Annotated in this window: 18 protein-coding genes and 1 tRNA gene; 4 read left to right on the forward strand and 15 right to left on the reverse strand. The window is 37.6% G+C overall.

What is annotated here, in order from left to right:
• Positions 1-89: 89 nt before the first annotated feature.
• The gene (locus DTW91_RS08445) at positions 90-674 is read left to right on the forward strand and encodes an IS1096 element passenger TnpR family protein (protein WP_125202953.1); all 585 of its coding nucleotides are present in this window, start codon (positions 90-92) and stop codon (positions 672-674) included.
• A gap of 163 nt (positions 675-837) precedes the next feature.
• Complete coding sequence (locus tag DTW91_RS08450; RefSeq protein ID WP_125202970.1) at positions 838-2,526, forward strand: APC family permease; 1,689 nt, start codon at positions 838-840, stop codon at positions 2,524-2,526.
• Positions 2,527-2,684: 158 nt separating this feature from the next.
• Here the strand turns inward: DTW91_RS08450 and DTW91_RS08455 are convergent.
• The 12 genes from DTW91_RS08455 to DTW91_RS12710 all read right to left on the reverse strand — a co-directional run bounded on the left by DTW91_RS08455 (position 2,685) and on the right by DTW91_RS12710 (position 14,098).
• A tRNA-Arg gene (locus DTW91_RS08455) sits at positions 2,685-2,758 on the reverse strand.
• A 68-nt stretch (positions 2,759-2,826) separates the two neighbouring features.
• Positions 2,827-4,605: a TonB-dependent receptor gene (locus DTW91_RS08460; protein ID WP_125202954.1), complete on the reverse strand. Its 1,779-nt coding sequence runs from the start codon at positions 4,603-4,605 to the stop codon at positions 2,827-2,829.
• Between the two features lie 74 nt (positions 4,606-4,679).
• Positions 4,680-7,652 (reverse strand): tetratricopeptide repeat protein, encoded by a 2,973-nt coding sequence (locus DTW91_RS08465; RefSeq protein WP_125202955.1) that lies wholly within the window; start codon positions 7,650-7,652, stop codon positions 4,680-4,682.
• Between the two features lie 205 nt (positions 7,653-7,857).
• Positions 7,858-8,760, reverse strand: a complete 903-nt coding sequence (locus tag DTW91_RS08470; RefSeq protein WP_228412689.1) for a helix-turn-helix transcriptional regulator — start codon at positions 8,758-8,760, stop codon at positions 7,858-7,860.
• An 84-nt stretch (positions 8,761-8,844) separates the two neighbouring features.
• The gene (locus tag DTW91_RS08475) at positions 8,845-10,803 is read right to left on the reverse strand and encodes a DUF262 domain-containing protein (protein ID WP_125202956.1); all 1,959 of its coding nucleotides are present in this window, start codon (positions 10,801-10,803) and stop codon (positions 8,845-8,847) included.
• Entirely contained in the window at positions 10,793-12,175 is a 1,383-nt protein-coding gene (locus tag DTW91_RS08480; RefSeq protein ID WP_228412690.1) for a DUF262 domain-containing protein, read from the reverse strand. Before DTW91_RS08480 ends, DTW91_RS08475 begins: the two co-directional genes overlap by 11 nt.
• A gap of 49 nt (positions 12,176-12,224) precedes the next feature.
• The gene (locus tag DTW91_RS08485) at positions 12,225-12,428 is read right to left on the reverse strand and encodes a peptidase (RefSeq protein WP_125202958.1); all 204 of its coding nucleotides are present in this window, start codon (positions 12,426-12,428) and stop codon (positions 12,225-12,227) included.
• A gap of 71 nt (positions 12,429-12,499) precedes the next feature.
• A complete protein-coding gene (locus DTW91_RS08490) occupies positions 12,500-12,832 on the reverse strand; it encodes a hypothetical protein (protein WP_125202959.1) in 333 nt (110 codons plus the stop codon).
• A 66-nt stretch (positions 12,833-12,898) separates the two neighbouring features.
• Positions 12,899-13,333, reverse strand: a complete 435-nt coding sequence (locus DTW91_RS08495) for a hypothetical protein (protein ID WP_125202960.1) — start codon at positions 13,331-13,333, stop codon at positions 12,899-12,901.
• An 8-nt stretch (positions 13,334-13,341) separates the two neighbouring features.
• Positions 13,342-13,632, reverse strand: coding sequence for a hypothetical protein (locus tag DTW91_RS08500; protein ID WP_125202961.1), 291 nt, complete (start codon positions 13,630-13,632; stop codon positions 13,342-13,344).
• The gene (locus DTW91_RS08505) at positions 13,616-13,855 is read right to left on the reverse strand and encodes a hypothetical protein (protein ID WP_125202962.1); all 240 of its coding nucleotides are present in this window, start codon (positions 13,853-13,855) and stop codon (positions 13,616-13,618) included. The genes DTW91_RS08500 and DTW91_RS08505 overlap by 17 nt, the downstream gene beginning before the upstream one ends.
• Positions 13,856-13,960: 105 nt before the next feature.
• On the reverse strand, positions 13,961-14,098 hold the full coding sequence (locus DTW91_RS12710) for a hypothetical protein (RefSeq protein WP_185144759.1): 138 nt from the start codon (positions 14,096-14,098) through the stop codon (positions 13,961-13,963).
• Positions 14,099-14,321: 223 nt separating this feature from the next.
• On the opposite strand from DTW91_RS12710, the gene DTW91_RS08510 reads away from it, so the two are divergent.
• Positions 14,322-15,677, forward strand: coding sequence for an alpha-amylase family glycosyl hydrolase (locus tag DTW91_RS08510; RefSeq protein ID WP_125202963.1), 1,356 nt, complete (start codon positions 14,322-14,324; stop codon positions 15,675-15,677).
• A 164-nt stretch (positions 15,678-15,841) separates the two neighbouring features.
• Here the strand turns inward: DTW91_RS08510 and DTW91_RS08515 are convergent, their stop codons facing one another.
• The 3 genes from DTW91_RS08515 to DTW91_RS08525 form a co-directional block, all read right to left on the reverse strand.
• Positions 15,842-16,495 carry an NAD(P)-dependent oxidoreductase gene (locus tag DTW91_RS08515; RefSeq protein WP_125202964.1) on the reverse strand — a complete coding sequence of 218 codons (654 nt, stop codon included), beginning with the start codon at positions 16,493-16,495 and terminating at the stop codon, positions 15,842-15,844.
• A gap of 55 nt (positions 16,496-16,550) precedes the next feature.
• On the reverse strand, positions 16,551-16,961 hold the full coding sequence (locus DTW91_RS08520) for an RrF2 family transcriptional regulator (RefSeq protein ID WP_125202965.1): 411 nt from the start codon (positions 16,959-16,961) through the stop codon (positions 16,551-16,553).
• 197 nt (positions 16,962-17,158) lie between these two features.
• Entirely contained in the window at positions 17,159-18,301 is a 1,143-nt protein-coding gene (locus tag DTW91_RS08525; RefSeq protein ID WP_125202966.1) for an acyl-CoA dehydrogenase family protein, read from the reverse strand.
• A gap of 145 nt (positions 18,302-18,446) precedes the next feature.
• On the opposite strand from DTW91_RS08525, the gene DTW91_RS08530 reads away from it, so the two are divergent.
• Positions 18,447-20,213 (forward strand): AMP-dependent synthetase/ligase, encoded by a 1,767-nt coding sequence (locus DTW91_RS08530; protein ID WP_125202967.1) that lies wholly within the window; start codon positions 18,447-18,449, stop codon positions 20,211-20,213.
• Positions 20,214-20,331: the final 118 nt, after the last annotated feature.

Consider the following 20,331-nt stretch of genomic DNA (forward strand, 5'->3'; position numbering starts at 1 on the left):
AAAAAAAATTTAAATGAAATTTTTGTGGAATTCCATTTGTTTTATATTTGCATCAGCAATCAAGCTAATAAGTTAAAGAAAAATCAACAATGGTTTATAAGATAAGAGTAATCCTAAACGCGAAGGAAACCATCTTCAGAGACATCGAGATCAAAGAGAAACAGACACTTTGGAATCTGCATCTGGGGATCAAAAGTGCGTTTAGCTTACCGGGCGATGAGTTGTCTTCTTTTTATTTTTCCGATGATGAATGGGCGGAAGGCCGCCCTGTTCCTTTGGAAGATATGAGTGAGGATGGTGATGGAGAAATCATGTCGGACGTTTATTTGAAAGAGGGCTTTCCGGAGGTTGGCGCAAAAATGCGATTTCAGTACGGCTTCATAGAACTTTGGGATTTCTTCTGTGAACTATTGCAGATTGCGCCCGAAAAACCGGCCGTAAATTACCCCATTACGGTTTACAGATTCGGCAACGTACCTTTGAAAGCGCCCAGTAAAAACGGCGCTGCCAACGGAAAAGACAAAGGCTCTGCGCTTGCTTTTTTAGATGACGATTTCGACGATTTCGACGATTTTAAAACCACGGGGTTTGACGACGACGATTACAACGATGAAGATGAGGATGATGACGATTACAACGATGTTTTCGATGAAGACGAAGACGATGAAGATTAAAATTTAATTCGAAAATACAATTCCCAAGCCCGAACAGTTCGGGTTTTTTTGTAAATTGATTCCAACTCCAATCGTTTAAAAAAGCTGTTTTACTTAACAAACTTTTAACAAAAATCATCATTTTTCATTACATTTGTTACTTTCATTAAAATCTAAAACTTTGATCAACTCACTTTTCAGAAGAAAACATTACACAGAAAACTCAGACAAAGGGCAACTCAACCGTGTTCTCGGAACTTGGGACATTGTCTTTTTCGGGATAGCCGCCATTATTGGTGCCGGCAGTTTCAGCAGTTTGGGCGAGGCCATTTTCCGCGGCGGACCCGGCGTGATTATTTTATATCTGATTTGTGGTTTTGCCTGTGCTTTTACGGCCTTGTGCTACGCAGAATTTGCAAGCCGCATTCCCACGGCAGGAAGCGCTTACACCTATGCTTATGCCAGTTTCGGAGAGTTGATTGCGTGGGTCATTGGCTGGGCTCTGATTATGGAATATTCTTTTGGGAACATCTATGTGGCCTTCTCGTGGTCCGATTATTTTACCAGTTTTATGGAAAGAATTGGGATTCACATTCCGGATTTCCTTACCTGCAGCTACACCGAAGCTAAGAAAGCATTTCTGAACCAATCTACCAATGCAGAACTCGTGAATGCCTGGACCTCGGCGCCCGTGGTGGGCGGATTGAAGATTATTCTTGATATTCCGGCCTTAATTATCAATGGATTAATAACTTGGCTGTGCTACCAAGGAATCAAAGAAAGTAAGAATTTCAACAATTTTTTTGTGATTCTGAAACTGTTTGTCATTTTGTTGGTAATTGCTGTCGGGATTGGATTTGTGAATACCGGCAATTGGTTTCCGAAAGCTCCGGGTAGCGATGTTGGCATGTTTATGCCCAACGGATTTGCCGGCGTAATGTCTGCTGTTTCCGGCGTTTTCTTCGCTTACATCGGTTTTGACGCCATCTCGGTGTTGTCGGAAGAAACCAAAAATCCGCAGCGCGACCTGCCACGGGGCATGCTCATTTCCCTTGCACTTTGCACCGTTATTTATATTGTTTTGACGCTCGTTTTGACCGGCGTGGTAGATTATAAAAAATTTGATGGGATTGGCGATCCGCTGTCTTTCATTTTTGATTCTTCTAATCTGAATATACCTTGGATGGAATTTATCGTTTCGCTCATTGCGATCGTAGCCATTACCACCGTTCTATTGGTCTTCCAGATGGGGCAGCCGAGAATCTGGATGGCGATGTCTCGCGATGGACTTTTGCCAAAGAAGTTTCAGGAAGTTCATAGCAAGAATAAGGTTCCCTCATTTGCAACCATCGTCACAGGATTCGTGGTGGGTGTTCCCATTTTATTTACCGACAAATCCTTTATTTTGGATTTTACGAGCATCGGGACCATCTTTGCGTTTGTGCTGGTTTGCGGCGGCGTTCTGCTGCTTCCCAACAAAGAAAAAATCAAAGGGAGATTTCATTTGCCGTATATCAACGGGAAATATTTTTTTCCTCTGATCTTCATCGGCGGACTGGTATTTTTCTATTTTTATCAGCCCGATTTTTTCCGCCAACTGACGAATATCAATGATCCAAAAGAGGGTGAGTTCCGCTTGGCCATCTTGGTTTATATCGCGGTCAATCTGGTTTTGTGTCTTCTTACTTTTATCAAAAATCTTTCTTTAATTCCATTAATTGGTTTGAGTTCCTGCTTGTACCTGCTCACGGGAATGAGCCACGAAAATTGGTTCTGGTTTGGTGTTTGGTTCGCGATCGGTTTGGTAATTTATTTTCTTTATGGCTATAGAAATAGCAAGCTAAATAGAGAATTTAAAAAAGTTAATCCTTAAGAAAATGGATCGAATTTGACAAAATAGGTTCACATAAAATTCTGATTGAAATGATTTCTATTTTCTACAAAACTGAACTTATTTTTCCTAAAAATCAGGGGAAGATTCCAAATAAAAAAAGGAAAAAGCACTTCTAAAATAGCCTCTTCCTTTGTTTGTGACCGCGGAGGGATTCGAACCCCCAACCCTCAGAGCCGAAATCTGATATTCTATCCAGTTGAACTACGCAGCCTTTTTAATAAATGATATTGATGAATTCTAAATGATTCGTAATCATTCATATCATCATATCAATTATTTTTAGAACGTAATCTGCACGCCGGCTAAAACCTGCGCGCCCAAAACTTTGTAACCCAAATAATTTTGGTACTTCGTATTCAGAAGATTATTTCCGAGTGCGAAAATACTGAAATTTTTGTGAAACTTGTACTCCGCAGACAAATTTAAATCTGCATAACCGCCAACTTTCTCATTTCTGTTTTCGGTAGAAGTGTAAACATTGGGGTTGAAGCTGTCTGCTTGAATATTAAAAGCATTTGACGTTCTGTCCGTTACAAAATATCCTTTGAAACCGAGATTTAGCTTTTTCTCGAGCATCGAATATTTTGCTCCCAAATTAAATTGTACCACAGGCTTGTAATAAACTTCGTCCAGATTGTCCAAGTCATATTTCATAATATGCAAACCTGCATCTAAAGTCAGATTTTCCATCGGGAAAGCTTGCAAATCTCCTTTAATTTCCATCAGATTTCCGTTGTCATAAACAGAACGGAAGGTATTCGCATAATCATAAGCTCTTCTTTCTGCAGCGATATTAGAATCAAACAATCCATCATTTACAAAAAACGGCGCGCCGTTCACTTTGCTGAAACCTGCATTCACATCATATTTGAACATCTGATTGATATCACCTTTCAAACCGAAATAGAAATGGTATTTATTTTCAGTCGGTTTCAAAAGCAGATCCGAGATCAAAAATGGGTTTTCTTCCAACAGATTTCCGTAGGTATTCAGCTGCAAACCGCCGTCTACGCCGCCATAAATTTTAAATTCGTCCGCTGCCGCCAACAAAACTTCCGCTCGTGGGAACCAGTAGAATTTGTTTCTGTTATTTTCGCCGGAAATATCGCTCAATTTAGAATTCAGAAAACTAAAATCCGAACCGATTAACAAATACGATTCGCCTTTATAAAAAGTGATTTTTGGTGATAAATTGAAATTCAGTTGGTCAGAATTATTATGATTTAGCAATTTAAACTTAGAATTTACGGTTTCCAAATCGATTCCCAAATCGCTGTTTGCCGTGATCTGGTCATTGATTGCAAAATCGTGCTTAGATAAATTAAATTCCACATTTGCGTAACTTTCTTTTGCATCAAAATGATCGCTTAAGAAATATGACCTCACTTTTATATTATTCAAAATCTCGTTGGAATAATGATCGTAAGTGGCATTCACACCGAATTTATTGACTTTCTGTTCCAGATCCGGATCAGAATTTTGTGGCGTCAAAGCGTAGATTCCGTAGTAATTATAATTCTTAAAACCATAATTGGCCTCCACATTATATTTCCCTTTTTCTGCATAGATATTTGCAAATGCGCTGATATTCGCCTGACTGCTTTTGGAATCCCAATCGTAATCTTTCTTCAGTCCGGTCGTTGACAAATAATGAACATCCGCTCCTACTTCTGCATTTTCCGTAATTTTTCCCGAGATATTCGCGTCTGCCAAGAACTTTCCATAATTCCCATAACCCAATCTGAAATAATTGGACTGATAATCATTATTGAATTTCGGAGAAATATCTTCGTTTTGAATTTCCGTCGTTTTGAAGTTAGAAACCGGCGGAACATTCACGATGTCATATTTGAGATTGAGAGAATCTTCCTTCTTTTTATTTTCCGGCGGATAATTTTTTTCTTGGATGACAGACGTTGTTTTCTTCTCGATCTTTTTCACTTCAGGTTCACGTTTTCTGTTTAGGATCAGTTGCTCTTCTTTGATCTGAGCTCCGATTTCCGAGATTCCGAAAGTTCCTAAAAATGCCAGAACGGCGATATATTTCAGTTTGTTCATTTTTAATTTTTGTTATCATATTTAATAGGATTTCATCCTATTCTGGGCTAAGTCGTCCCTTCAGGACTTTCATATTACTTCTTAATTTGCGATTTCACTTCCTTCGCCTCAGCAACAACTTCCGGAAAATCCTGATAATTTTTTATAACTTCATCAATCGTGTAACTCGCCTGGTAATTATCTTTCAAAGCCAAATAATTTTTCGCCATAATGACCAAAGCTTTTGCGCCCCAATATTCTTCGGAAGCATAATTGTTTGCCAATTTGAAAATCGTTTCGTTCGACGATTTGAAGGCTTTTCCTTTGTTTTGATAGAAGGCTTTTGCGTACAAAGCTTCCGCCGCAACTTCTGTATTGGAGGATTTTTCCAGAGCTGTGTAAGCTGATTGCGCATCTTTATCTTTCGATTGTTGCATCAGGCTTCTTGCTTTGATAACTTTCGCCTGTTCCAACGTTGCTGCAGAATTTTTCGAGTTTGAGATCACTGCATTGGCGAATTTCTCCGCTTCCGCAAAGTTCTTTTCGTCCGCATAGATTTTCATCAATTCTATCGAAGCAAAGTTTTTGATATTCACATTCGTGGAGTTGGCAACTTGCTCCAGATATTTTTTCGCATCCGCAATTTTGTCTTGCGAAATGTAGATCTGAGCCAATCGAACCTGCGCATCTTGCTGATAATCATTCTGGAAATCGGCAACATTTTGCAACGGCAACATCGCTTTGTCAATTTGTTTTAACTGATAATAACTTTCGCCCAACTCGTATTGAGATTTGAAAAGATTGTCCCCACTCGGACTTTGATCCAGATATTTTTCGTAATAAGCAACGGCTTTCGCATAATCTTTCTTAGCAAAACTTTCCTGCGCCAGATTGAAATTAATCTCATTGATCTCCGAACTATCAACTTTCACATTCAAAGTTTTAGCAAAATTTTCATAACCGGCAACGTCGCCTTTTTTCACGAAAGCAGGTTTGGAAGCCAGAACTATTTTCTCTGCAAAGGCTGTATTTTTATATTGATTTGCCAAAAGTTGAAATTCCGCAAACGCTTGATCGGCTTGATCTTGATCGATGTAATTTTGAGCTCTATAAATCTGGGAATTGGCAACTAAGTCTTTGTCCGGACTTGATTGGATGACTTTTTCGAAGTATGAATTTGAATTATCAAAATCGTCGTTTTGTGCATAAGCTGTTGCTATTTCATAATTCGCATCATCAACATATTCCGATTTGGGATATTTTGAAATTAAGCTTTTCAATTCCGAAATCTTAGCAACCGTATCGCCTTTGAAACCTAAAGCCAAAGATTTCTGATACAAAGTATAATCGCTGGCGTTTTCGGTTTTATTATAGATTTCTAAAGCTTCATTCAATTGATTGTTAGCATAATAAGTATCGGCCAAACGCAATTCTGCATCCGCCTTGAATTCCTGTTTCGGGAATCTCAAATATTCCTTAAAATATTCCTGAGCATGCACAAAATCCTTGAGTTTAAAATAGGCGTAACCTAAATCGTAATCCAATTGTTCACGTTCCGGAAATCCTTCAGCCGTTTCATTTTCGAGCTTGGTGTAAGTCGCAATCGCTGATTTGTAATCGCCTTTTTGATAATAAGTTTGACCCAGCCAATATTGCGCTTTGTTGTAAAAATCTTTATTGAGATTGTACTGGAGACTTTGCTTGAAATAATTTTCAGCCACGTCAAAATTCCCTTTATTGAATTCCTCAGAACCCAAAAGATAGGAAACCTCCTGCTCTATTTTCTTGGTCTCATTCGTTTTCTGGTCGAGTTTGCCGAGCGCTTCCAAAGTCGCTTTGTAATCTCCGGAATACAAATAGGATTTCACCAAAAGCGATTTCATTTCCTGAATTTTCTCACTCTTCGGATATTTGTCAATATACCTTTGGATTACTTTTGATGAATTCTCAAACGGATTTCCCAGTTCGTAACCCAATTTTGCATATTGTTCCAAAGCTAATTGTTGAACTTTCGGGTCATAATTCATTTGTGAAGCATTCCGATAAGCCGACAAAGCTTCCTGTTTTTTTCCGGTTTCCAAATATGCATTCCCGAGCTGGTAATAAGCGTTTTGAGCCAACGGAGAATTGCTGTTGATGAGTTGGTTGTAATAGCCGACGGCTTCCTCATTTTTCTGCAACTGAGCGGCCACAAATCCCATTTCGTAAAGATCAGATTCTGAGGGTGTTGGCTCTTGGTTCAAAAATAATTTAAGATGCGGATAAGCCGATTGATAATCGCCTTTCATAAAATAACTTTCGCCCACTATCTTATGGATTTCCGCATCGTAACTTGTTGATTTTCCATTATTTAGAAGATCATTTCCTTCTGAAATTGCAAGGTCATAATTCTTTTGATTGTAATACATCTGAACATAATACGGTTTCACAAGATGCGCATATTCCTCATTATTTTTAATCTGATCGAAATAGATAAAAGCTTTATCGTTCTGTTTGTCAGCATAATACAAATGTCCCAACATATAAGCAATTGCCGGTTTGCTGGCTTCATCTGCAGATTTGAAAGATTCTTCCAAAGCCTCGATCGCTCCAGCAGAATCGCCGGTCATAAATTTGGCATAGCCCAATTTCATAATATGCTGCGTGTTTTCCTCGCGGCTCAGCTGCGCCTGATTGACTTTTTGCAAAGTGGCCAACGCTTTTTCAAAATCTTTTTTGGACAAATAATAATTCGCCAAAGGGCCGTTTGCCTGCGCAAAATAAGCAGAATTCGGATATTCTTTCATAAAAGCGTTCAAGCCTTCTTCCGCATATTGTTGCTGCAGAATCACGCCAATCACGTTGCTGAAAAACGCCGAAGCCTCTTTTCGGGCATTGCTGAGATCCTTGTTGTAAAAATATTGTTTGGAAAATTCGTATTGCGAAGCGTTGTAGATTTTGGTCCGGTAGAGATCATCGGCCAAGGTAAAATGATAATCTTCGTTTTTTGTAAAATATTGAGATTGTTGCGCTTCGGTAATTCCATACAAAGAAATCATTGAAGCAAGTACTATTTTTTTTGAATTCATCCTTGATAGAATTTTCTAAATTTTGTCTTTAAGATTCTTGTGCAAGCGGGATCTTGACAAAATGCATTTCCTTTCCAACGAAAATAGGGAAAAGATATTATCCAAGGCTGATTAATTGGGGATATATTATAATTTGAAGAAAGTTGAACTGCAAAAATCCTCTTCGATAGACAGGGACTTAAAATTGGATAGAGTTTTCAACTTATCACATTTTAGCCGCATCTATCAATTTAAGGTATTCTGCTTTTACACTTTCCGGCGAGAGGATTTTCATTCTTCCCGTGTGTGCGAGAAGTTCTTGATAGAAATCGTAGGTCGGGAAAAGGGTGAGTTCTATTCGGTATTCGGAGTCATTATCGACCAAGACTTTTTGGGAATGATGAAGTGGCAGGGATTTCACGAATTTGCCTTGTTCATAATCGAAGGACAAAACAATGGTTTCAGGTTTCTGATCCAAAGTAGAAATGATTCCGAATGAGTTTTTAAACAGAGCATCGATGTCTGTGTCTAGTTTTTTAAAGGTCTTGGAATTGAGTTCTAAATCTGAAATCCTGTCGAGACCAAAGGTTTTGAGGAAGAAGTCTTTTCCATCCACTTCATTGGCCAGCAGGTACCAGCGGTTTTTGAACTCCTTCAGGGCGTAGGGCTCCACAACTTTTTTCTTGGGAATGCCCTCCCAATGTTTGGTGTAATTGAAAGTTATGGTTTTGGAATTCTTTATGGCTCTAATCAGTCCTTCTAAGTGGTGCAAACCGGAAGCTTGCCTTTTTTCGAAAAGCAGTATTTCGGAGTTGTTTTCGGCTTGTTTGTAGGCATTTATCAACAGAATATTGTCAAAGATCGTGTGCGAATTTTGGGAAAACTCTTCATTGACGATTTGATAAGTCATCGTGGATCGTTTGAATTTGATTTCGATTCCCAATTCCAAAAGTAGGTTCTTATCTCTATTGAAGGTTCTCTGGCTGGATGCCAAATCTTTTGAGAAACTTTCTTTGTGGTATAATTCCTCAAGGTGTTTCAAGATTTCTTTAAAGTTTGCGCCGTTGGGTTTACTTTTCAGAAAATTGGCGATGCTCATTAATGTGAAGTTTTTGTCCAGGATTGCCATTATTGTTTTTTTTAGAGTGTAAAGATAAAATGGTAAATGGACATATTATGGGCGTTTGCGTTTGTTTTTTTTAAGAAGAAATCCTCAGTTTTGGGGAGACTGAGGATACACCAGTGTCTGATAATGCTTCAGTAGTGCTTGCATTTCATTTTGATGCTGAATAATTCCACGTGAATTCCAAATTTCTTCCGGATATTCATAAAATGTCTGGAACATTACTAACCTTTTCAGACTGAAATTGTTATTTTGATATGTATCTTTTTTATACTCAGGATGATCTTTTCCTGCCGAAGAATTCTCAGAATTAGATATTAGACATAAATTTCCAAAACAGTTTATAATATTACCTTTATCTTGCTGTTCGGGTGTTATATCAATTTTATCAATATTATTTCGTGCAAAAAGATGTTCTACAGAATTCAACTGTCTAAATCTGAAAGTATGAAATAAATTTTGGTGGTCTTCTTTATTTTCTTCTTTATTTTCTTTTTTAACTATATTAGATATTCTTGTTTCTAATAAATTCTTAAGAAGATCTTTGTCTTTGGGATCTAATCCATCTTCGGCACGGGAGTGTTTTTCTTTCCAGTAGTCCCATAACATATATTCAAAATAGTAGAAAATTTTTGACGCAAAATTCTGATAATAAAGATCATCGACATTTAGATTCTGAATATAGGTTCTAAAATTTTCATATAAAATTGTATATAACTTATCAGCTTCCTTGGGTTTTTCTTTCAACAAATTTATCAACCATTCTTTTTTATTATCCGAAAGAGTAGAATAATAAAACATAGACTGCAGCATTTCCAATTTATCCTCATACTTACTATTTTCAAACGCTGTTTCCTTGAGATCAAATGATTTTTCCTTTAGCACATATGTTCTAATCCCCCAATTCTGATTCTTTTCCTCTGTATTAAGAACTTGTTTTATTATACACTTATCAAAATATATCCTATTTTTTAGAAGCTCTATAATGAAAGTTTCCGATTCTACATAGTCTTTAAAAATTTCCAATAATTTTTTATCATCATAATTTTTTCCATCAATTGACATCGTATTGTAATATGTGTAAATTAAAAATTCTGGAAAATGTAGTACAGAACGGAATTTTGAAGTTTTCTCCTGATGCTCCTGTGAAAACTTATCTGAAATTAAATGATGATCTATAATATCGTCTAATTTGAAAATTTCTTTTTCTTTTTGATTATTATCTACATCTGAATTTAAACCTAACTTATCTTCTTCAGTTTTCGCATTAAATTTTTCCAAAAATTTTTCAAAATTCCAATCAGTAAAGTTTTCAGAAAATATTCTTAATGAGAAATCTTTTTCCAAATTATTCCAAATGTAGTCTCCCATATCCGAACAAGCATCCCATATTTCTGAAAATAAGTCCTCTTTATTTTTGTTTTTCAAGACTTCCATCAGCTGAGCTTTAAGAATTTCGTGTTTTTCCAATTGTTCACCTCTATTATTCATTATTTCAAAATAATGATTCAGATCAGTGTTTTCTGGCAATTCTGTTCTGAAAAGATAAGTTTTTCGGAAGAATTTTTCTGCAAATTCATCTTCTTTAATTCCCTCCTCAATAAAAGCATTTTTTATAATATTAATTGCATCCAAAAGATTCTTCGATTTAAAATTTCTTTGTACATTATCCGTCCCGCTCGTAAGCTGTTCAAAAAATAATTTACATTCTTTTCTCGCTTGGAAATTGAGGTTATGAACTTCAAAACATTTTTTAAAAACATTATACACAGAATAATTGTCTCTTAATTTTTCTTTCAAATAATATTTTATAAGATTCAATGTCGTATGTCTTTGTTGCCCGTCAATCAATTCATATTGATCATCAGATTTTTTTGATGTAACCAAAGTTCCCAAGTAATAATTTTCCCCAAAATTATTGATATCAAGTATTAATTTAGAAATCTCTTCTTTTTCCCATTCAAAATTTCTTTGATAAATAGGAATTAAATATTGATTTTCAGAAAGTATTTTTTCTATACAAAATGCATATTGTATTTTATTCGACATTTTTATCTCCTTTTAAAAATTTATACATATCCTCTGTACCACTCACAAAATCCAAATTTGTCCAAGGTTTATTTGGAGAATAATTACAGAACAAATTAGAGTGAATTTCTTCGGGGGAATATGAATTAGAAATTAATTTGAAAAATTTTTGTCCTTTTTCGTAGTTTATTATGGTGTTATCATTAATCGCCTTTTTGTCCAATCTCAATTGATAGGCATTTTTGTAAAATTCCTCGAAATATATCTTATCAAAATTTTTTATTCCAAATCTATCGACAAATAATAAACATATATTTTCAAAAAGATTTCTCACCTTTACGTCACCTGTTCTCAAGCTTTTGCCATAGTTGAAATCCTTAATATAATATTCTTCATTAGTACTATTCCCCAAACACAACTGTTTGTAAAAAAGATTAAATCTGTTTTTTTCCAAATCATTGAATATTTTACCTTTCAACTCCAAATAATGAAATACATAATCAAAGAAGTTTTTACCGTTAATAATTGGCATCGTAATCTGAAATGGAAATTTGCTCGGAATATGAAAATTTCGCAGTAAATAATCATTTTTTGCATTTTGGCTATAACCTTCCAAAATTCTAAATGATAAATCATAGTTGTAAATTACTTCCGAACTCAGACTAATTCCCTTGAATTCATTAATTTGCAATTTCGAAAAAGTATACTGTTTTTCACCCTTTGTCCATTTTCTAATACGAAAAAGATGATTGCCTAAAATATTTATTAATTTCTTCTCATCAAGAATATAATCATCCCATTTGACAGAATACTTTTCTAAATCTTTTTCTGAATATCCGTCTTTTTCCATTTCACGCAGATGAAAAGCTTTAAGCAAATTTTCTACATAAAGTTCTTTTCCCCTAGAATTTTGTGAATCAAAAAGTTGAAAAGCTTCCTCCCGATGAAATACCGTCACCAATACAAATTGTAATCTGCTCGTTATTTTTGTGGCAAAGTACTGCAGATCTTTAACATTAAATGACTTTGAATTGAACCAATTTTTAATAATCTGGTAATTATATTTGATATTATTTTTTGATGTTGTATTTTTAAATTCAGCACCAAACAATAATTTCAAATCAGAATCTATATTCTTTTCTTTTTTAAGAAACTGAAAGATTAATGTCAATGTAACCAATCTTTGTTGACCGTCAACAATATTGAGATCGGCATTCTCTTTATGTATGATAATGCTTCCTGCTCTATATAAATTATTAGATTTTTGATAGATATTTTCATACAAATCATCCAGCAGCTGGATAACGTGTTCTTTTCTCCATTTATAAGGACGCTGATATTTTGGTATTTTCAAGTCTAAAGTTCTAATTTCTTCAAGAACTTTTTCTTCCAAGTAAGGTTTACAACACATATTTCAGTAATTTTTCTTTTAAAACATAAAATTAGTTCAACTCTTCTATTTCAAAAATTGATAAACTAGTCCCGTTAGTTGCAGTTTTATCGCCATATTTTTCGTTGATAGCTTCTACAACCTCTTTCTGATTTGGTTTCCTGCTTGCATTTTTGATAAGAATTTCTACATTCATCCCTTTTTTAATGTTGAAACTGTCTCTTTTCGCAGTTACTTTCCATAATTGATTTGCCATAATTTAAGTTTTATTTGGTTAATTTTTAATTCTCTAAATCTGAATAATTTTGTGGTCTTCTATCACCGAGATTACTCATCCCCAAAAACACTCCTAAATCCCAAATCATCTTCATCAAAATCTTCATCGTGCCGATTGGGGAACATCATATCCAGTTCTGCCTCCTCATCATAGAAATCAAATTCTCGTTTCATCTTTTGGATATCATTTTTCAATTTTTTCAAGGCATCAGATTCCTTGCGCTCACCTTGGAAATCGTAATCGTCCTGATAGGCATATTCATCTGTCAGTAAGTCTATTTTTTCTTCCAAATCCGCCACTTGCTCTTCCGCTTCGTAATTGTCGTTGGAGAGCTCTTCATAAATGTGGTGGAACAGTTCTCTTAATCCGTTGATTTCTTCCATAGTTCGTTAATTATCAAATGTATAAAAAAAGTAAATCCCTACATTACGGTTTCCCGTAAAACAAAATTAATTTTCATTAATCCACGGGAAAATCGCCTTCTGCACGGTTTTGCCAATCGTAAATTGCCAGTTCATAATCTCCAGTGGATATTTGAATTTATTCAAAAAGAAGCGCTTTTGCTCCGGCAATTCCTCCATTTTAATCCGCTCTATTATTTTTTTTTCCTGCAGAGAAAATAGAGAATCGGCGTGGTTCAGAACTTCCAACCGCGAGATTCCAAGCCTGTCGGCAATATCTTCAATCCTGCAAGTTCTGTAATCTACATTAAGACAGATAATCGTAAGCAGCAAGAGTGCTTCTGTATCACCGATTGCGAAGGTTTCGGAGAGCGCGCGGCATTCTTCTTGAAAGTCGGTTTTACATTGTTCCAAGCCTACGAAGGACATTTCGGAGTTTCCTAAGTAGAAATTGTTGACAGATTCGAAAATGTGGTACATCATTTATTTTTTTAAAGTTTAATAATCTGGTTTATAAATGTTTCGGTCAGTTCGCAAGTTTTATTTTGAGCATTAATTAAAGGAGTTTCTACAAACTGTGAATACTCCAAAGATTTATCCACATTCTCCAGCCACCGGACAAAGGAATAATCCCCATCCTTTATCTTTATCAAATCGAGATCTTCCAACTCGCGAAGTGCCTTGTTCATTTTCAGAAATTCTAATGACGTCAAACCAACCAGCGGTGCCAATTGCCCAATCGTGATGAAATAAGTATCAACCTCACTATTTGTTGTTGGCAAACGGCACAAAGGATGGTTTTGAAGGCAACATATAGTAATCATTTTCCCGTTGGTCTGCTTTGTTGTAAACCCGCACCAAATAAAATTCGGCGTTGCTGATCTGGATAAGGCTTTTGTCTTCCAATTCAAAAATGCTGTCGCGAAGTTGCAAGATCATTAAATTCTCGATATCCATATAAAAAAACCGTTCTATATCTGCAAAAGTGATGAAGTTTGTTTTCACACCTTTCGTATTTCAAATAGACATAGATGATAATTCCGAGTACCCGATACCGAGAATTGCTCCAAAATAGTAGAAGTCTCCTCACTCCACTCTCTTTCTAAATCTTCAAACCAATTTGTTTGCGTTGGTGCCAAATATTCCCCGAAATAAATTTTCTCCCTGCAAATACGGGAGTAAATCATGATTTTTTTGCTGCATTTTTTGCAGAAGCTCAAAAAATTCTATTTGTTTTTCTGTCATCATCTCTATTTTTTTGACAAAACTATGATACCAAACGGACAAAAGGTGTCCATCAAAAAAATATTTTTAAAATATTAGCATAATCAAATTCCTCGGGCTTTCTCATTTTTTATTACATTTACAAAATAGACTGCAAGATCCCGCAATAGCCAACGGAAAAGATTTTTCAAATGAACAATCTCCCGAAAGTGTTGCAGTAGGATCATAAAAAATTAAAGATATACAGATGAAAAAGCTGATTCTTCTGCCGGCAATCGCCGCTTTACTATTATCCTGCAATACCCTGAAACCCACTGAAAAAACATCTATGGAACACCCTCAAGACTGGAAAAAAACCACCAATATATACGAAGTCAACATTAGACAGTACACGCCCGAAGGTACTTTTGCCGCTTTCGAAAAAAATCTTCCGAGACTCAAAAAAATGGGCGTAAAAACGCTTTGGTTGATGCCAATTACACCCATTGCGCAACTCAACAAGAAGGGGAGCCTCGGCAGTCAGTACGCGGCAGCGGATTATACGTCGATCAATCCGGAGTTCGGAACCTTGGAAACCTTCAAACATCTGGTGGACGAGGCGCACCGAATGGGTTTCAAAGTCATTATCGACTGGGTGGCCAATCACACCGGCTGGGATCACGTCTGGACCAAGTCTCATCCGGAATATTACCTCAAAGATGCCGATGGAAGTTTCCACAAAGCCAGCGGAATGGATGACATCATAGAACTAGACTACTCCAACAAAGAAATGCGCCTCGCGATGATAGAAGCGATGAAATATTGGGTCAAAGAAACCAATATCGACGGCTTCCGGTGCGATCTTGCCAGCTGGGTGGAAGTCGATTTCTGGCAACAGGCACGGCCGGAAGTAGAAAAACTGAAACCCCTATTCTTCCTTGGCGAATTTGATGAGCTGGAGGCGCCCGAATATGGAAAAGTTTTCGATGCGAGCTACACTTGGAAGTGGATGCACCTCACTCAGGATTTTTATCAAAAGCATTTGCCGCTCTCTGAGCTCAAAAATCTTTTGGAGCAATATTCCAAATTGGGCGACAACTCGATGAGAGCGTGGTTTACCAGCAATCACGACGAAAACTCCTGGAACGGAACAGAATATGAAAAGTACGGCGATTTTGCGCCTGCATTAGCCGTTTTCTCGGCAACGTGGAACGGCGTTCCCTTGCTCTACAATGGCCAAGAGCTGCCGATGAAAAACAAACGGCTGGAGTTCTTCGAGAAAGACCCGATTCCTTGGACGGGGAAATATGAATTGGAAGATTTTTACCGAACGCTATTCGAATTGAAATCCGAAAATCCTGCGCTGCGAGGCGGCGATCCGGCCGTGACCACTTTTTGGGTCAATACCAATGCCAACGAAAAAATCTTGGCTTACCTCAGGAAAAATGGCGACCGAGAAGTTTTGGTTTTAATTAATACCACCAAAGATCCTGTTAATTTTAAATTGGACGATGACAATGTTGGCGGCAATTTCAAAAATGTATTTTCGAAATCTAAAAATGAGCTGCTCAAAGGTTCCGATGTCAGTCTGGATGCTTTTGGGTATTTGGTTTACGAGAAATAGATTTAATGAGAGTTGATTTATTTTATTAGGTAGTTCTTTAGACTTTCCAGATCATAGACTGATTGAGGATCGATCAATAACAAACAACCCTTTCAACATTAGAGACGTTGAAAGGGTTATTTTTACGAATTAAATTGCGAAAATAATTAAATGATGAACCCGATTTAATATCCTGCTGTAAAACGTTTTCTGATAAATCTATTTTGCTCCAGCTCATCCACCAAAGCAACGGCCACGTCTTCTACCGACAGAACGTTTCGTCCATTCTCGTCGAAGACCGGATTTTCCAATCCAATTCTGTAAGTGCCTCTTCGCACGCCCGCGGTCTCCTGATTCATCTCGATGGCCGGAGAGAAAAACGTCCAGTCCAGCACATCGTTCTTTTTGATGATTTCCAGATAATCTCTTGCGGATTGCGAAGCCGGTTTGATCTCTTCCGGCACGTGAGGCCCATCGACCACCTGTTGGCCATCAATGTAGAGACTGCCGGCACCGCCAACGGTGATGAATCGCTTAACGCCTGATTTCTCCACCGCTTTTTCGATATTTTGACTACCCTTCAGAAAATCTTCGTAGATATTCGGGTTATTCCATCCCGGATTGAAGGCGCTGATTACGGCGTCATTTCCTTCCAGAACTTTTGCTAATTCGTCCACCTGATTCACATCTGCGCTGATGGGATGCACGTTGTCTCTCGGTTCTATTTTGGAGACGTCTCTCGCGATGGCATTTACTTCATAGCCGCGGTTTGCAAGCTCGTTTACGATGTGTTGTCCTACGAAGCCTGTGGCTCCGATTACTGCTACTTTTTTGCTCATAATATTTACTTTAATTAATTGTAATATAACTTGTTACATTTTTTCACGAAAATTTTTACTCGAACTGATCGCTAAAATCGGATAGTTTTTTACTTTTCAAAAATTGGGACACCAAATCGTCGGTTTCCGAAAATAAGGCATCCAAGTTCTTATTAATGTCTTTTCCTATCGTGCAGATCGGATTGGGATGTTGATTTTTTTTACCAAGGATTTCTGAACTTTTTATCGCCTGATAAATTTCTGCAACACTGATTTCTTCTGCATTTTTGCCCATTCTGACGCCGCCGTCTTTTCCCAACCGACTCTCTACTAGGCCGGCTTTTTTCAAATTTATCAGCTCTTTGCGCACCATCGCCGGATTAATGTTGATGCTTGCTGCCAACCAGTCAGACGTGTGCCATCTCTGTGAATCTTTCGACAGAAGTATCATGATATGGATTGCGGTTGCGAATCTTGTGTTGCTCATCAGAAAACAAATTTAGTAAATATTTTTAATTGTAACAAAATTAATTACAGTTAAAAATTGTAAAAAAATAGTGCTGGAATTTAAACACCATGACTCAATTTTTGCAATGTTTTTAAATGAAAATCTTGCCAAAATATAAACTTTGACAAGATTTTTTTTATTATTAGATCCGTTTTAGTAGTGAAAATTTTGCTAATCTATTTTTTCGCAATCGCTCTGGAAATCACAATCTTTTGAATCTCGGACGTGCCTTCGTAGATTTGTGTGATTTTGGCATCGCGCATCATCCTTTCCACGTGATATTCTTTCACATAACCGTAACCGCCGTGGATTTGAACCGCTTCAATCGTTGTATCCATCGCTACTTGTGAGGCATAAAGTTTTGCCATTGCGCCACTTTCCGAGATGTCTTTGCCTTCATCTTTCTCGGCGGCGGCTTTGTAGATCAGCATTCTTGCGGCCATAATATTCACGTGCATATCAGCTAATTTGAAAGCAATTGCCTGATGATTGATGATTTCTGTCCCGAAAGATTTTCTCTCTTTAGCATATTTTAAAGATAATTCATAAGCGCCGGAAGCAATTCCCAAAGCCTGAGACGCAATCCCGATTCTGCCGCCGTTGAGTACGGCCATTGCAAATGTGAAACCAAACCCGTCCTCTCCTATTCTGTTTTCCTTGGGAACCTTCACGTCGGTAAACATTAACGAATGTGTATCACTTCCTCGGATTCCCAATTTATCCTCTTTCTTCCCTACTTGGAAACCTTCCCAACTTCGTTCCACGATGAATGCATTGATTCCCTTATGTTTTTTCTCGGGGTGCGTTTGCGCCATCACAACATAGTAAGTTGCGTTGCCACCATTGGTAATCCAGTTTTTGGTTCCGTTTAACAAATAATAATCGCCCTTATCTTCAGCGGTGGTGGCTTGAGATGTGGCATCTGACCCCGCTTCCGGCTCCGACAGGGCAAAGGCGCCAATCACTTCGCCACTGGCGAGCGGTTTCAGATATTTCATTTTTTGTTCTTCGTTGGCAAATTTTTCTATGCCTGCGCAGACCAAAGAATTGTTCACAGACATCACCACGGCCGCCGAAGCATCAATTTTGGCTATTTCTTCCAGAGCCAAAACATAAGAAATGCTGTCCAAGCCCGCACCCCCGTATTTCGGATCCACCATCATTCCCAAAAATCCCATTTCTCCCATTTTTTTGACGGCTTCGTGCGGGAACTTCTGTTCTGTATCCCTTTCTATTACGCCTTCCAAAAGCTCCGCATGCGCAAAGTCTCTTGCCGCTTGTTGAATCATTTTTTGCTCTTCCGTAAGATTGAAATCCATAAGTTTTTATTATAATTTTGATTGTAAATATAAGCTTTTTAAGAAAAAATAAAAGCAAATTGACGGGTTTTGTTGGTTGAGAAAAAAAAATTATATTTACGGCAATGTAAACTCAATTTTAATAACATATTAACAACAATTTTTTATGAACCCAAAAAGAATATTTGATTTTTCTACGCTGGTCCTAGAAAAATATCCCAAAGAAGATTGTCTGGCAACCAAAAAAAAAGGTAAATGGATCAAAACATCCACCATGGAATTTGTAAACCTGGGGAACAAAATTTCTCGCGGATTATTGAAATTGGGCATCAACCCGGGTGATAAGATCGGCCTTATTTCGACCAACAACAGAACAGAATGGGCAGTGATGGATCTGGGAATTTCTCAGATTGGCGTCATCACAGTGCCTGTCTATCCATCGATTTCCGAAGAAGATTATATTTATATCTTTAATGATTCCGAGATTAAATATTGTTTTGTTTCTGATAAGGAACTTTATAAAAAACTCATCAAAATAAAGGCACAAATCCCATCAGTTGTGGGGATTTTTACATTTGATGAGGTAGACGGAGCTCCCAATTGGAACGAAATTCTTGATCTAGGAGAAAACGACTTGACTCAAGATGAGGTAGATGATCTTGCAAAAGCCGTAAATCCGGATGATATCGTCACCATCATCTACACCTCAGGTACCACCGGAAGGCCAAAAGGCGTGCCGCTAACCCATCACAATCTTGTATCAAACGTGCTGGCAAGCACGCCGAGAATCCCAAAAGACAAAAGCATTGACTACAAGGAATTGAAGACTCTGAGTTTCCTTCCAATCTGTCACGTTTTCGAACGAATGCTGTACTATCTTTACTTTAGTAACGGTATTTCTATTTATTTTGCAGAAAGCATCGATAAAATCGGCGAAAATGTGAACGAGGTAAAGCCTCATTATATGACCGTTGTGCCGAGGGTAGTAGAAAAGGTTTATGATACTATTTATAACAAAGGTATTGCCTCCGGCGGATTGAAGGCAAAAATTTTCCTTTGGTCCATCGGGATCGCGGAGAAATATGAAATTGGCAAACCTAAATCCCTGATGCACATCATCGCCGACAAACTGGTTTTTAAAAAATGGAGAGAAGGTCTGGGTGGGAATTTCATCACCTTGGTTTCCGGCTCTGCACCGCTATCAAAGCGACTGAACATCATCTTCCATGCAGCGGGCATTCCTATTTTGGAAGGTTATGGCTTGACGGAAACATCCCCGGTAATTTCGGTTAACAGCCCCGGACATGTGAAACCCGGATCCGTAGGCACCCCGCTGGAAAATCTGCAAGTACGAATAGAATCGGACGGCGAAATTGTGGTGAAAGGACCATCGGTTTTTAAAGGTTATTATAAAGACGAAGAAAAAACCAAAGAAGCCTTCACAGACGACGGTTTTTTCCGTACCGGCGATATCGGCATGATTGATGAAGACAATTTCCTCTACATTACCGACAGGAAAAAAGAAATGTTCAAAACCTCGGGCGGAAAATTTGTAGCACCGCAGGTCATCGAAAACTTGGCCAAAGCTTCGAAATTCATTGAACAAATAATGGTTGTGGGAGAAGGCGAAAAAATGCCTTGCGCACTCATCCAACCGGACTTTGCCTACGCCAAAAGCTGGGCCGATCTTCACAAAGTCAAAGTAACAGAGTCTCCTAAAGAAATCGCCGCCAATCCTGCCATAAAATCTAGGATTGAAAAGGAAATTGAAAAAGTCAACCAGGGTCTCGGTAAATGGGAACAAATCAAAAAAATAGAACTGACGCCCAAAGCTTGGACTGTCGAAAACGGCTTGCTCACCCCAACGCTTAAACTGAAAAGGAAAGCGATAAAGGCCGAATTCCAAGATCTCTACGACAGATTATACCGCTAAAAGTTAAGAATCCGTCTCACAACAAAAAGTGAGTCGGATTTTTAATTTTTATCTATTCATATTCTTTAGTAAAAAAATAAAAAGTTGTCCTTCTCAGGCAACTTTCTTTCTTAAATTG

The sequence above is a fragment of the Chryseobacterium sp. SC28 genome (assembly GCF_003932955.1).
Lineage (GTDB): Bacteria > Bacteroidota > Bacteroidia > Flavobacteriales > Weeksellaceae > Epilithonimonas.

Excerpts from the sequence above, each read along its gene's own strand:
- DTW91_RS08445 (WP_125202953.1), top strand. The coding sequence starts at position 90 with ATGGTTTATAAGATAAGAGTAATCCTAAACGCGAAGGAAACCATCTTC.
- DTW91_RS08460 (WP_125202954.1), bottom strand. The coding sequence starts at position 4,605 with ATGAACAAACTGAAATATATCGCCGTTCTGGCATTTTTAGGAACTTTC.
- DTW91_RS08465 (WP_125202955.1), bottom strand. The coding sequence starts at position 7,652 with ATGAATTCAAAAAAAATAGTACTTGCTTCAATGATTTCTTTGTATGGA.
- DTW91_RS08470 (WP_228412689.1), bottom strand. The coding sequence starts at position 8,760 with ATGGCAATCCTGGACAAAAACTTCACATTAATGAGCATCGCCAATTTT.
- DTW91_RS08475 (WP_125202956.1), bottom strand. The coding sequence starts at position 10,803 with ATGTCGAATAAAATACAATATGCATTTTGTATAGAAAAAATACTTTCT.
- DTW91_RS08485 (WP_125202958.1), bottom strand. The coding sequence starts at position 12,428 with ATGGCAAATCAATTATGGAAAGTAACTGCGAAAAGAGACAGTTTCAAC.
- DTW91_RS08490 (WP_125202959.1), bottom strand. The coding sequence starts at position 12,832 with ATGGAAGAAATCAACGGATTAAGAGAACTGTTCCACCACATTTATGAA.
- DTW91_RS08495 (WP_125202960.1), bottom strand. The coding sequence starts at position 13,333 with ATGATGTACCACATTTTCGAATCTGTCAACAATTTCTACTTAGGAAAC.
- DTW91_RS12710 (WP_185144759.1), bottom strand. The coding sequence starts at position 14,098 with ATGATGACAGAAAAACAAATAGAATTTTTTGAGCTTCTGCAAAAAATG.
- DTW91_RS08510 (WP_125202963.1), top strand. The coding sequence starts at position 14,322 with ATGAAAAAGCTGATTCTTCTGCCGGCAATCGCCGCTTTACTATTATCC.
- DTW91_RS08515 (WP_125202964.1), bottom strand. The coding sequence starts at position 16,495 with ATGAGCAAAAAAGTAGCAGTAATCGGAGCCACAGGCTTCGTAGGACAA.
- DTW91_RS08520 (WP_125202965.1), bottom strand. The coding sequence starts at position 16,961 with ATGAGCAACACAAGATTCGCAACCGCAATCCATATCATGATACTTCTG.
- DTW91_RS08525 (WP_125202966.1), bottom strand. The coding sequence starts at position 18,301 with ATGGATTTCAATCTTACGGAAGAGCAAAAAATGATTCAACAAGCGGCA.
- DTW91_RS08530 (WP_125202967.1), top strand. The coding sequence starts at position 18,447 with ATGAACCCAAAAAGAATATTTGATTTTTCTACGCTGGTCCTAGAAAAA.